Origin of the sequence: Natrinema gelatinilyticum, assembly GCF_024266705.1 — an archaeon.
Classification (GTDB): domain Archaea; phylum Halobacteriota; class Halobacteria; order Halobacteriales; family Natrialbaceae; genus Natrinema; species Natrinema gelatinilyticum.
Genome location: NZ_CP100756.1, coordinates 491,060 through 503,410, shown reverse-complemented (window position 1 = coordinate 503,410; position 12,351 = coordinate 491,060). Strand labels below are relative to the sequence as shown.

Here is a 12,351-nt window from a genome sequence, read left to right as displayed (position 1 = left end):
ATGACCGGGGGACCGAACGACCCGTCCGGGTGGCCGGAATGGGATTCGTTCGTCGCACGCCACGGCTATCTGTCGTGGCTCGATCTCGAGGTCGAACACCTCGAGGACGGACGGGCGGTCCTCGTCCTCGCACAGAACGAGGACTTCGAAAACCCGATCGGCAGCGACGGACACGATCCGGTCCACGGCGGTATCGTCGCGACGTTGATCGATACCTCGAGCGCATTTGCGCTCCGCACTACGTTCGACGATCCGTCGGAAGCCTTCCTGACGACGACCGACCTCAACGTCTCGTACCTCAGACCGGCGACCGGCGAACTGCGGGCCGAGGCCGAAGTGCTTCGTGCGGGCGGTTCGACTGGAGTTACCGACGTTACCATCGCAGGTGTGGACGGTGAGGCCGCCGTCGGGCGAACCACCTATCGGCTGTTCCGTAACGGACGGGGAAGCAACTAGCCGCCTCGGACGCGTTCGAAACGAACACTCGACGCAGGCGTGGTCACTCGGTCCCGGGATCGTCGCCGAGTTCCTCGAAGATTCGCGGATCGGTCTGGAACTTGAGGACGTTGTGAACCGCCGAATTTCGAATGTTCGTGATGACTTTGCCATAGTCTCTGTAGCAGTTGTGGATCCACTTCGAGATCTCCTCGCGGTCGCGAAACATCATCACCGTTTTCCACTGGTATTCCCCGTCCGAGAGGAAGAAAAACAGAGTGTGTTTGTCCGCCTGGATGTAATCCATCGCCTCTCGCCAGTGGTCGGCGAAGTGCTCGGGATTGAATTTGAACTCGAACAGCGCGAAGATGTAGTACTCCTCGTTCGGGATGATCGCTTCGCGGAAGACACCCTCGTCACGCATCCGCCGGATCGACTCGCTGACGGTGACGTGGGAGACGTCGATGTCGTACTCGGACTCGAGGACCTGCGTGAGTTCCCGCGACGATAACTGTGGATCGTTCGAGAGTTCGCTGAGGATCGCGATGTCGCGATCCTTGAACTCCCAGTTCGGTGGTTCCTTACTCATACTAACGTGCCTCTCATGTGACACTGCATTTTATAACCTCCCATCGGTCAGGAACTCGCGAAGGCGATCGGCGTACGCGTCCGACCGGTCCTCCGGAACCCAGTGGTAGGACTCCGACAGCGGCGCGAGTTCGGTATCGTCGATGTCGTCGGCCAATCGTTCAGCGTAGGCGTATGGCTGCATCACGTCGTCTTTCCCCCATAGGAGCAACGTTTCGGCGGTGATCGCGCCATAATCGATCTCGGTCGTGTGGTTCGTGTTCGTCGCGACGGCGTTGCGAACCAGCGACACGTGGCCCTCGTCTGTCAGCCACGGTGCTTTCATTCCGTCGACGAACTCGGGATCGGCCTCGCCGTACGCTCCCTCGACGAACGCCGAATCGAGACGACTTTCGAGTTCCTTGCGTTCGATGTCCGCGGTCGACGGCAGACCCAGATTCGAGACGAATTCGACGGGCCAGGAGTCGTAACAGACGGCGTTCGAAAGAACTAGTTGCTCGACGACGTCGGGATTGTGCGCGGCGACGCGCAGTGCGACGCCGCCACCGATATCGTGGCCGACGAGCGCGACCCGGTCGACGCCGAGATCGTCGAGCAGGGCTTCCAGCATCAGTTCCTGGGCGCGGATCGAGCGGTCGAAGTCGTCGCTCATCGCGGAGTTGCCGTAGCCCAGCATATCGGGCGCGATGGTCCATCGGTCCGTGGCGACGTCCGCGACGATGTCGCGCCAGAGAAACGACCAGGTCGGAACGCCGTGGACGAACACGACCGGCGTCCCCTCGCCTCCGTCGACCCCGTCCTCGTGGTAAGCGACCTCGAGATCGTGTCCGTCGACTGAGACCGTCGTCACCGATTGCCGGTCGCTCCAGGTGTCGTGATCGATCATCTAGTCCCCTCCGTCCGGACGGACGCGACACGCCGGAGTAGTTGTGTCGTCGCTCTCGTTGTGCCAACTGTCACGGCGTTTATGTGTGGCTGTTTCACACACCATCATCGGTGGCATACCGCACATTCAGTTTCCAACATAAAACCATTTTGGAAGTGGGCTTCCGTTGTTAACAATCGGCCTTGAGCGGACGTCGAAAATTAGACGTCTCGACGGGAACGTTCGTTTTGGCCTGACATCGAGACGAGGTCGCTGTGACAGTATCGCAGACACAAAACGCACGCCTTGAGTCGTAAGCGTACGTCACTTGTCCTCCGAACCCGTCGTGAGCCCGGCCAGCGATTCGTCACCGATTTCCTCGAGAACGTGGTCGTGAAATGCCTGCAGGGCGGCGCTCTCGTCTTCGGCGAGGACGACGTCGCTCGCCGACAGTGTCGCCAGACCGAACGCTCGCGGTGTCGGCGAGTCGAGCACTCGTCGCGAAATCGCGAGTGAGTCTGCATCGATCGCGCCGACGATGTCCTCGATCTCCGTGATGTTCAGCTTGTCCTCGAGGATCTCGCGATACGTTTCCTCGATCACCGCGAAATTTTCGAGACTCTCGGCGAATCCAAGCAGCATCTCGCTCGAGACCTGCTGTTCGCTCGCGGATTTCTCGTAGCCCTTGTACCGTTTGAGGATCATGAGCGAGCGAGTCGCATTGATCCGGAAGTATCGCTGGAGCAAGTCGGTGCCGGCGAGAGACGCACGGAGGTCGTCACGAACGTCGTCGGCCTCGAGGTCGGCGACGATTCCCTCGATGTCGACTTTTCGATTCAGCGGCATCGAGAGGACGAAGCCGTTGTCCGCGACCGCGACGCGGACGTTCGCGGTCGCCTCCTGCGCACAGCGGTACGCAAGCAGTCGAGAGAGCCCGTCGTTTACCTTGCGACCGTACGACGAGTGGACGTAGTAGTGACGTTCGTACTCCTCTCGATCGCGGACGACCTCGATCGCGAGTCGGTCGGGCGTGCTGACGCTCTCGGGGCCGGCGTACTGACACTGGTAATCGAACAGGCGAGCGATAGCTCGCACGCTGTCGTCGTCCAGGGAGAATCGCCGAAGCCACGCGCGAACTCGCGGCGGCCCACCGCCCTCGTAACGTTCCAAGAGTTCGTCCTGAAAGGCGAGGATCTCGCGGCCCAGATCGTACGAGAGCGGGAGTCGTTCGGAGTACCACGATGGAACGGTCGGACGCGCGCTCGTGCGATCGACGTAGACATTCGACCCCCGCCGGTACCGATACTCAAAGTGGTCGCCCCCGAGGACGAAGACGTCACCCTTCTCTAAGGTATCGAGGTACTGTTCGTCCAGTTGACCGACCCACTCATCGCTCGCGCGCGTCTTGACGTCGCAGGTAAACGAGTCTGGGATCGTCCCGATGTTCGTCATGTAGATGACCCGCGCGAGTCGGCCGCGCTTACCGATCAATCGCTCGCCGACCGGGTACGTCTCGTGGTGGTGTTCGCCGTCGGGTGGGTCGTTCCCGTCGCGCCAGACTTTCGCGTAGACGTTTCGGTCCTCGAGCCCGGCGTACTCTGCCGTCAGATACCGCATGAGCGACTCGTACTCCTCCTCGGTGTAGTTGCGATAGGGATACGCGCGTCTGAGGATCGCTTTGAGTTCGGACTCGGATCGAATCTCGGCGATCGCCATCCCGTAGACGTGCTGGGCGGCGACGTCCTGGGCGTTTTCGGGGATCGATACCGAATCGACGAATCCGTCTCGGGCCTTTTTGAGCATCACTGCACACTCGAGCAGTTCGTCACGATCGAGGGCGATGACGCGTCCCGTCACGGTCTGGCCGACGCGGTGGCCGGCGCGGCCGACCCGCTGGAGCAAGGCGGCGACCGACTTCGGCGACCCGATCTGAACGACCAGATCGACGTGTGGCATGTCGATCCCCAACTCGAGGCTGGTTGAGGAGGTGACGACGTCGAGATCGCCCGATTTCAGCCGTCCTTCGATGTCCTGGCGAACCTCCTTCGAGAGGCTCCCGTGGTGGCAGCCCGAATTGCCGTCGTCGTATGCGTCGAAGCGCTCCCGGAGAGTGTGGAGCACTCGCTCCGCGCCCGACCGCGTGTTGGTGAACACGAGTGTGTTCGTGTGATCCTGAATGTGATCGTGGAGAGATCGATAGAACCGTTCTTGGACGATATCGCGGGGCGTGCCGATCAAATCGTCGGTCGGACACTCGAGTTGCAGGTCGAACTCGCGTGCGAATCGAGCGTCGACGATCTCGTAGTCGCGATGCCGTGCGTCGGGTTCGTTGCTCGCCCGCGAGTTGCCTCGGTCTCCGCTCTCTCGCAGGACGTTTTGTTCGTCGCAGTCTGGCGAGTCGCTCCGTTTCTCGCCGATCCGCGGGTCGCTTTGCTCGTCGTCCGTTGGCGGCCCGTCATTCCGATCGGTCGGATCGGTGGTCGTAACGCTGTCCTCGCGACCTGTGTCGTCTGTGACGCGTGGCGTCTCGCACCCGACGAGAAACTCCGCGACGCGAGACAGCGGTTCGATCGTCGCCGAACACCCGATTCTGGTGATCTCGCCGTCGACCATCGCTTCGAGTCGTTCGAGACTCACCGCGAGGTGCGTTCCCCGTTTTCCCGACGCTAACGAGTGAATCTCGTCGACGATGACGTATTCGACGGTACGGAGTTTCTCGCGGAATTTGGGCGAGTTGAGGAGGATAGCGAGCGTTTCGGGTGTCGTGTTGAGGATGTGTGGCGTCTCCTCGAGCATCTTCTGGCGCTCGGTCGAGTCCGTGTCGCCGTGGCGGATCGCGTGACGAATCTCGCCCACTGAACCGTCGCCGTCGCGCCGTGCGATGATTTCTTCGATTCCCTCTAGCGGCACCTCGAGGTTTCGATGAATGTCGTTTGCGAGTGATTTCAGCGGGGACACGTAGAGACAGTAGACGGAATTTTCGAGGCCGGCGGGTGACTCCGTCTCCCGATCAGACGAGTTGCACTCGTCGACATCGACAGATTCCCGATCGCGTTCGTAGAGCGTATTCAATATCGAGAGGAAGCTGGCCAATGTCTTCCCCGACCCGGTCGGCGCACAGATCAGCGTGTTCGTCCCCTCGTGTATCTTCGGGATCGCACCGCGTTGCGGGGGCGTAAAGAAGCCGCCGTTCTCGGGCACGAATTCGCCGAATTCCTCGAGCCACCACTCCTGTACCGCGGGTTCGAGGAGAGTGAATACGTCATCGTCTTCGATCGTCACAGCGTCGGCGTCGAAGGGGAGGGTGTCGTCGGAAACCGGCAACTCGAGGCGCTCGTTCCCGTCCATTACGAACGTCTGCGGGGCCGGCGTGTAAGAGGGTTTGGACAGCAGAGCGAAAGTGAACGAGACGCGGGCCGTCGTGCTCGGAGTCGCGATTTGGGCGACCCCCGTCCGACATCTCGACCGGACGCTTGCGACAGCCGTAATTCACTTACCCTCGTATTCGTGACGTTCACGAAGTACAACTATCGCAGCTGGACGGATTCGCTTTCGCGCTCGGCCTTCTCACGACCGGACTCGTCGGTGGGACGACGACCGTCGGTCCCGATGCTGACGGCGTTCCCCACTGACCGAACTCCACGACGGGCCCGCCGTCCTGGCCGCAGACACGGACGGGGACGGGTTCGACGGTGGTGACCAAACCAGATCCGATACAGACTGGACCGGCGGCGATGAGCGCACGGACGGGGCCAACCTCGACGGGGACGGCAACGAACACACTCGAGGATGACACGGATGGTAGTCTCGAGGACGGGTCGGAAGGCCGGGACCACGACACCGGTCCGACCACGGCCGATAGCGACGGATGTGACGACTGGGAGTACATCGACGACTACGTGTTTACGCCGTCGACATCGGCCGTCGCCGTCGGTGGCTAATTCGAGTCGTTCGACCTCCAGCAGTCACCCCCGCTCGAGCGCGGGGAGTCCCCCGGTTTGGAATCGAACGACGTCTGGTGGCCGTAGCGACGATCCGTTCGGTACCCTACTGGTCGGGAGTCGTCGAGACCCCTGACTCGGCGGACTGTGCCAACACGTCGACGTTGCCCCGGTCGTCGATACACACCTGATTACCACGGTAGGTGAATTCGACGGACCTGGCGAGACTGCTCGAGTCAGCGCCCCCCAACGGGAACAGTTCGTCGAGTGCATCCGCATCGACGACTGCGTGAAGCGGTGGTTGCAGTTCGGCCGGATCGACGTTTTCCTGAGCCGCGACTGCATAGACAACCCGCATACTGGTGGGCATTGTTTTCGGCATGTCTCCCTCGGCAACGAGGGCCCAAATAAGACCTACGATACTTTACTGACGTCCGACTGACAGACGTCGGACGAAGAGGACAGTTGTTCTCAGGCCAACGATCGAGGCCACTTGTTAAACAACAGTCGGACCGTGGAAAGAGAGTACCGACCTGAACACGCGAACCGAGGGTTCCAGCTATTGCTCCCGTGAACCAGTGCCCGAGACGGACGGATGTGGATTCGCCCCGTGAGATCTCGCGAGCAGGTCACGACCGGACCGGACGACGCACTGACCGACCGGTCTCTCGAACGACACAGGCGCCTCCGGACGGACCGACGGATTCCGGAGCCTGTTTCGAAACCGGGAATCGGGCTTTCGGCCGCCTCGAGGGTGCGAGCCGCGATGAGTTGAATACGTATTAATTTCGAGCGGAGCCATCGAGAGACCGCTTCGCGGCAGCCCGTACTCCCGTTTTTGCGTCGCAAAAAGTGGGACCGCCGAGAATTGAACTCGGGTCCTACGGACCCCATCCGCAGAGGATACCACTACCCCACGGTCCCGCACGTGGACCGATGGGCGTCTGCTGTTTAAGGATGTCGTTTTCACCCGACGGGATCCGACCAGACCGACCGTGCTGGGCGGTGACACCGGCTCGAGGATCGCGCCCCCGCTCGAGCGAAATCGCTCTTCTCTCAGATCAGTGCCGATATCGCTCGAGTCGATCGCCCACCGCCGACCCGACGGTGTCGCCGAGTCGATCACGGACCGTGCCGAGCAGCCCGTTAGGGACAAACAGCACGAACAGCACAAAGACGATGCCGAGATATAGCGGGGCGCGGCCGTCGATGGCAGTGTTGATCACGTCGGCAACGGTGACGCCGGCGATATCGGTCGTCAGGACCCCGTCCGGAAGCGTCGCCCGGAGATAGGGAGCGAGCCCGCCCTGTTCGGACGAGAGGATGTCCTCGAGCCACTCGTAGGAGACGGTGCCGAAGAACGGACCAGCCAGCGTGCCGATACCGCCGATGATCGTGACGATCAGGGCGTCGGCGGTCACGAGGAAGTGGAAGGTCTCGTTGGGTGGGGCCGTGCCGACGTAGGCGGCGAACAGCGCACCGGCGACCGCGGCGAAAAACCCGCTGAAGCCGAACGCGGCCATCTTGTACCAGAAGACGTTGTATCCGATGGCCTGCGCCCGTTCTTCGTTCTCGCGAACCGCGATCATGACGCGACCGAACGGCGAGTGAATGATCCGCTGCATCGCGAAGTAGCTGAGTAGGACGACCAGGCCGATCGCGTAGTAGGTAGTCAGCGTCGCCGAGATATCGATCCCGAGGCCGAGGACGTTCTCGAAGCTATCACCGGCGAGCCGTCCGAGCGCGACCGAGAGCGAATCGACGTACGGCACGCCGATCTCGGGCGTCGGACCGCCGATCGTCGGGCCGCTCTGTGGATTCACCGCGACGTAATCCCAATTGCGAACGAGCTCGTACACTACCTGTGCGAAGCCGAGAGTGATCATCGCGAAGTAGACGCCGGTGAGCCGGAAGGAAACGGCTCCGATCGCCAGCGCGAGCGTGAACGCGACCAGGCCGCCGAGAATCATCGTGATCATAAATGGCATCCCCTCGGAAACCCCTGGCACCTTCCCGTTGGCCGTGAGGACGATGACGTACGCGCCGACGCCGAAGAAGGTGGCGTGGCCGAACGAGAGATAGCCGGTGTAGCCGCTGATGAAGTCGAAGCTCATCGCAAACAGGCCGAGGTAGAGCATCGCGATGAGGAACGTCGTTCCCGGCAGGAACGCGTCGAACTCGGCACCCAGCGGCGTCCGGAGCAGGATACCGTACAGCGGTGGGTAGATCACGAATAGGGCGACCACCGACACGTGAACGACGTGATCACGAAGGTAGCTACGGATCCAGGTCCCGTCTCGAGCGGTCCCGACTGCGCCGGGCGTCGGCTCACCACCTTCCGGTTCGGCCGACTCCTCGAAGACGATATCGGCGTTCGAACCGCCACCCTCCTGGACGCGGTCACCGTCCCCGTCACGGGTGGAGCTAATGGCCGCCCACCTCCTCGACGCCGTACAGTCCCTGTGGCCGAACGACGAGTGCGATCACCAACAACAGGAAGATCGTGACCTCCGAGAGTCCCGGGAAATCGACGAGACCGGTATTGAACACCCACGTCGTCAGCGAGTCGGCGCTTCCGACGATTACAGCCGCGGCGAGCGTGCCCTTGAACGAGCCGAGCCCGCCGATGACGACCACGACGAAGGCGTATAGCAGGACCTCGATGTTGAGCAGGACACTCGGTCCCTGCGTCGGATCCCACATGAGGAAGACGCCGCCGACAGCCGCGAGTCCGGTTCCGAGGCCGAAGACGATCGTGAACGCCTTCCGGACGTCGATACCGAGTGCCTCGACCATCTCGTCGTCCTCGCTGCCAGCGCGGATGTACAGGCCGTACAGAGTTCGCGTCAGGAACGTCCAGACGACAGCCGCGATCAGGATTCCGGCGACGATTGCGAACAGATAGAATCCGCGAATGTTCGCGCCGAGGATCGAGTAGAACCGCTCCAGCGACGGGGGAATCGTCGCTGCCGCGCCCGTCCAGGTCGGTTCCGGCTGAATACCACGAGCGGATGTGACGATCCGAGTCAGTTCTTCGAGGATCAGGCCAACGCCGAAGGTTAACAGGATCTGGTACATCGGTGTCCGGTCGTAGATTGGACGAACGAGCCCGATCTCGAGGGCGGAGCCGAATGCGGTCAGTAGCGCAAAGATGACCGCGGCGACGACGATGAAGAGGGCGAACCGGGCCACCGGTGACGTGCCGCTCGAGATCGTGACGACCATCAAGACGCCGCCCAGATATGCTCCCAGCATCGCGAACGCTCCGTGGGCGAAGTTGAGAACCCCCATGAGGCCGAAGACGATGGTCAGCCCGACGGCAATAATGAAGTAGATCGCCGCTTTGCCGAATCCTTCGATGATGATTCGAGCGAGCGTATCGAATTGGAGCAATCGGCCGACAGCATCGACGACCAATGGAGTATCTACCAGCGGCGCGAGGTCCGTCGTCATCCCCATCATGCCGAGAGGTACCTCCGGATGTTCTCGTCGTTCGCCGTGACGCCCTCGGTCGTGCCAGACTCGACGACCGTCCCGTGATCGAGCAGATAGAACCGATCGGCGAGGTCCATCGCCAGCGGGAAGTTCTGTTCGACGAGGACCATCGTCGTCTCGGCGGAGGCCTCCCGGAGCGCCTCGACGACCTGCTCGACGATTTGCGGTGCCAGCCCCTCGCTGGGTTCGTCGACCAACAGAAGTTCGTTGTCGCCAACCATGCCGCGTGCGATCGCGACCATCTGCTGCTGGCCGCCGCTCAGGTTCCGCGCTTCCTTCTCCCGGAACCGCTCGAGGTCGGGAAACAGTGAGAACGCGTACTCGCGCATTGCCTCGAAGTCGTCGTCGGGAGCGACTGCGACGCGGAGGTTCTCCTCGACGGAGAGGTAGCCGAACATCCGCCGCTCTTCGGGTACCCAGCCGATACCGCCCGCGGCAACGTCGTGGGTCGGCACTCCGGTGATGTTCTCGCCCTCGAACCGGACGGTTCCCTTCCGCGGCGGAGTCAGTTGCAAGATCGACCGGAGCGTCGTCGTCTTGCCGACCCCGTTTCGCCCAAGGAGCGCGACGATCTCACCCTCTTCGACGGCGAGGTCGACGCCCTGTAGGATGTGGCTCTCGTCGTAGTAGGTATGAACGCCTTCGAGTTCGAGGAGGTTCATCGACGAATCACCTCCGCGATCATCCGGCGGATACCCCCGATTCGCCACCATCGTCAGCGTCCGTCTCGGAACCCGCATCGACACCGCCGGGATCGTACCCGCCCAGATACGCTTGCTGCACGGCTTCGCTCTCCCGTACCGTCTCGGGAACGTCCTGTGCGATCAACTCGCCCTGATTCAACACGGCGACGCGGTCGCTGATCCCCATCACGACGTCCATGTTATGCTCGATTAGCATGACCGCGTGATCGGCGGCGATATCCTCGATGATCGCCGTGACCTGACTCACGTCCTCGCTCGAGACGCCTGCCGTCGGTTCGTCGAGCAAAAGCAGATCTGGATCGCCGGCGAGGGCGATGCCGAGTTCGAGCGTTCGTTTCTCGCCGTGGCTCAGCGTCTCGGCGGGCCGGTCGGCCGCGGCGGTGAGTCCGATGCGTTGCAGAATCCGCTCGGCCTCCGCGATGTGATCGTCGAACGCGCCGACGTTCCGCCAGAACTGCCACGAGTCCCTGCCCCGATGGGCCTGAACGGCAATGCGGACGTTCTCGCGGACCGACACCGTCGGAAAAATATTGGTTATCTGGTACGAACGGTGGAGTCCGAGTAACGCCGTCTTGTGGGGGGAAGCGGCAGTAATATCGATAACGCTGTCGTCGCGGCGGTCGCCCTCGGGATTGGATGGCGCGAACTCAATCGACCCCGCCGTCGGCTCGAGAACGCCAGTTAGCAGGTTGAAAAACGTCGTTTTGCCCGCCCCGTTCGGTCCGATGACTGAACAGAGTTCCCCTTTCTCGAGCGTGAAGTCGACACCGTCGACTGCGGTGATTCCACCGAATTTCTTCGTGAGGTCGTGCGTTGATAGTAACATGGGATCACCTCAGCTGAGATTGCAACTGACTTCCTCGGCCGGGACCGTGACCTCGTCGGCGCTGTACGTCTCGATCGGTTCGCCGGGCATCACCGCGGCGTCCCAGGTCTCCTCGAACACTGAATCGGTCGGCACCGGCCAGGCGACGGTCATCTCGGAGGCGGCCTGATTGTTGTGCTCCTGGAAGGTGTAGGCACCTTCGCCTTTCGGCGTGTCTTCGACGCTCATCCCGTGCATCGCATCGGCGATGTCGGTTCCGTCGGTCGAGCCGCTCTCCTCGATCGCCTGTGCGAGGGCCGAGCCACCGACGAACGTACCGGCACTGAACAGGTCCGGCACTTGTCCGTAGGCGTCGATGTGCATGTCGATGAACTCGTCGTTGATCTCGTTGTCGTACTGATTCCAGTGGTATCGCGTGGTAAACGGGCCGAGTCCAGCGTCCTGAATGTCCTCCGCGGTGAAGTCATCGCCGAGCGCTTCCTGAACTGCCTTCCCAGTGATCTGTGTCGTGACGAGTTCCGCGAAGCCGCCGAAGACCTGCATGTCTTCGTACACCATCGCCGTCGGCAGAAATTCGGGAAGCGTGATGAACGTGAATCCGCCCACGACACCGTCGGCACCCTGATCGATGACGTCGTCGAACATCCCTCCGAATTCGCTGTACCCTGGCTCGACGAACCGGGGTTCGAGGACTTCGATGCCCTCCGCCTCGAGTACTTCTCGATAGTTGTTCGCTACCCCCTCTCCGAACGCCCCCTCCGCAGCGAAGATGGCGACGGTCGACACGTCGCCCAGCAAGGCGACGTGTCGGCCGCCGGCGCGGGCGTCCATCGCCGTGTGTTCGCTGGCCCGGAACGCCAGTTCGTGACAGTATTCGCTGGACGCGGTAATGTCCGCATCTGCGGCGGGGCCGATTATGTAGGGAATGTCTGCCTCGTCGATGACGTTCGGGATGATCTGTCGCGCAGAGTCCGACGACGAGGCGCCGAACAGTAGGTCGATGTCTTCGTCAACGACGAGGTCCTCGGCGACCCGCTGTGCCGTCGAGGGATCGAATTCCGTGTCCTGGACGATGATCTCGATGGACGGCCCGTCGTCCGGATCGAGTTCGTATCGCCCCGTCGTCAGTTCCTCGATCGGATCGAGATCGTACCTGTAGGCCAGCCCGGAGTAAAAACCCATTAGGCTGATTTGGCCGTAGTACTTGAGGTCGCCAGAGACGGGTTGGATCGCACCGATTCGCAGTCCGTCACCGCCGGACCCCTGCTGTTCCAGACATCCTGCGACCCCGATCGCGCCGGCCGTCGTCAGTGCACCTGTCCGCTTCAGTACCACTCGCCGATTGATATTATCCACCATATCGAACGAAGAATTGACTAAAAGGAACATGACATACAAGGTTGACATGTTAACCTGTTGTAGGCGAACAAGCCAGCCGTCTATGCGGTCCGCGAACCGGCCAACCGATCTGAGAGGGAGGTTCGGTTCCCCGACAGC

Annotated in this window: 11 protein-coding genes and 1 tRNA gene; 2 read left to right on the top strand and 10 right to left on the bottom strand. The window is 61.9% G+C overall.

Annotation, left to right across the window (positions count from 1 at the left end; all coding sequences use genetic code 11):
* Complete coding sequence (locus NJU76_RS02345; protein WP_254531205.1) at positions 1 to 456, top strand: PaaI family thioesterase; 456 nt, start codon at positions 1 to 3, stop codon at positions 454 to 456.
* Positions 457 to 499: 43 nt separating this feature from the next.
* Here the strand turns inward: NJU76_RS02345 and NJU76_RS02340 are convergent, their stop codons facing one another.
* From NJU76_RS02340 to NJU76_RS02330, 3 genes are all read right to left on the bottom strand, one after another.
* Positions 500 to 1,024: an Lrp/AsnC family transcriptional regulator gene (locus NJU76_RS02340; RefSeq protein WP_254531204.1), complete on the bottom strand. Its 525-nt coding sequence runs from the start codon at positions 1,022 to 1,024 to the stop codon at positions 500 to 502.
* Between the two features lie 30 nt (positions 1,025 to 1,054).
* Entirely contained in the window at positions 1,055 to 1,909 is an 855-nt protein-coding gene (locus NJU76_RS02335) for an alpha/beta fold hydrolase (RefSeq protein WP_254531203.1), read from the bottom strand.
* Between the two features lie 303 nt (positions 1,910 to 2,212).
* Entirely contained in the window at positions 2,213 to 5,236 is a 3,024-nt protein-coding gene (locus NJU76_RS02330) for an ATP-dependent helicase (RefSeq protein WP_254531202.1), read from the bottom strand.
* 347 nt (positions 5,237 to 5,583) lie between these two features.
* On the opposite strand from NJU76_RS02330, the gene NJU76_RS02325 reads away from it, so the two are divergent.
* Entirely contained in the window at positions 5,584 to 5,829 is a 246-nt protein-coding gene (locus NJU76_RS02325) for a hypothetical protein (RefSeq protein WP_254531201.1), read from the top strand.
* Between the two features lie 106 nt (positions 5,830 to 5,935).
* On the opposite strand, the gene NJU76_RS02320 is transcribed toward NJU76_RS02325, so the two are convergent.
* From NJU76_RS02320 to NJU76_RS02290, 7 genes are all read right to left on the bottom strand, one after another.
* Positions 5,936 to 6,199, bottom strand: a complete 264-nt coding sequence (locus tag NJU76_RS02320; RefSeq protein ID WP_254531200.1) for a HalOD1 output domain-containing protein — start codon at positions 6,197 to 6,199, stop codon at positions 5,936 to 5,938.
* A 483-nt stretch (positions 6,200 to 6,682) separates the two neighbouring features.
* Positions 6,683 to 6,753 (bottom strand) — tRNA-Pro (locus tag NJU76_RS02315).
* A gap of 137 nt (positions 6,754 to 6,890) precedes the next feature.
* Positions 6,891 to 8,075, bottom strand: coding sequence for a branched-chain amino acid ABC transporter permease (locus NJU76_RS02310; RefSeq protein WP_425604307.1), 1,185 nt, complete (start codon positions 8,073 to 8,075; stop codon positions 6,891 to 6,893).
* 178 nt (positions 8,076 to 8,253) lie between these two features.
* The gene (locus tag NJU76_RS02305) at positions 8,254 to 9,291 is read right to left on the bottom strand and encodes a branched-chain amino acid ABC transporter permease (RefSeq protein WP_425604288.1); all 1,038 of its coding nucleotides are present in this window, start codon (positions 9,289 to 9,291) and stop codon (positions 8,254 to 8,256) included.
* Positions 9,288 to 9,986: an ABC transporter ATP-binding protein gene (locus NJU76_RS02300; RefSeq protein ID WP_254531198.1), complete on the bottom strand. Its 699-nt coding sequence runs from the start codon at positions 9,984 to 9,986 to the stop codon at positions 9,288 to 9,290. The genes NJU76_RS02305 and NJU76_RS02300 overlap by 4 nt, the downstream gene beginning before the upstream one ends.
* A 19-nt stretch (positions 9,987 to 10,005) precedes the next feature.
* Positions 10,006 to 10,854, bottom strand: a complete 849-nt coding sequence (locus tag NJU76_RS02295) for an ABC transporter ATP-binding protein (protein ID WP_254531197.1) — start codon at positions 10,852 to 10,854, stop codon at positions 10,006 to 10,008.
* Positions 10,855 to 10,863: 9 nt separating this feature from the next.
* Positions 10,864 to 12,213 (bottom strand): ABC transporter substrate-binding protein, encoded by a 1,350-nt coding sequence (locus tag NJU76_RS02290; protein WP_254531196.1) that lies wholly within the window; start codon positions 12,211 to 12,213, stop codon positions 10,864 to 10,866.
* Positions 12,214 to 12,351 lie beyond the last annotated feature (138 nt).

Excerpts from the sequence above, each read along its gene's own strand:
- NJU76_RS02345 (WP_254531205.1), top strand. The coding sequence starts at position 1 with ATGACCGGGGGACCGAACGACCCGTCCGGGTGGCCGGAATGGGATTCG.
- NJU76_RS02340 (WP_254531204.1), bottom strand. The coding sequence starts at position 1,024 with ATGAGTAAGGAACCACCGAACTGGGAGTTCAAGGATCGCGACATCGCG.
- NJU76_RS02335 (WP_254531203.1), bottom strand. The coding sequence starts at position 1,909 with ATGATCGATCACGACACCTGGAGCGACCGGCAATCGGTGACGACGGTC.
- NJU76_RS02330 (WP_254531202.1), bottom strand. The coding sequence starts at position 5,236 with ATGGACGGGAACGAGCGCCTCGAGTTGCCGGTTTCCGACGACACCCTC.
- NJU76_RS02320 (WP_254531200.1), bottom strand. The coding sequence starts at position 6,199 with ATGCCCACCAGTATGCGGGTTGTCTATGCAGTCGCGGCTCAGGAAAAC.
- NJU76_RS02305 (WP_425604288.1), bottom strand. The coding sequence starts at position 9,291 with ATGATGGGGATGACGACGGACCTCGCGCCGCTGGTAGATACTCCATTG.
- NJU76_RS02300 (WP_254531198.1), bottom strand. The coding sequence starts at position 9,986 with ATGAACCTCCTCGAACTCGAAGGCGTTCATACCTACTACGACGAGAGC.
- NJU76_RS02295 (WP_254531197.1), bottom strand. The coding sequence starts at position 10,854 with ATGTTACTATCAACGCACGACCTCACGAAGAAATTCGGTGGAATCACC.
- NJU76_RS02290 (WP_254531196.1), bottom strand. The coding sequence starts at position 12,213 with ATGGTGGATAATATCAATCGGCGAGTGGTACTGAAGCGGACAGGTGCA.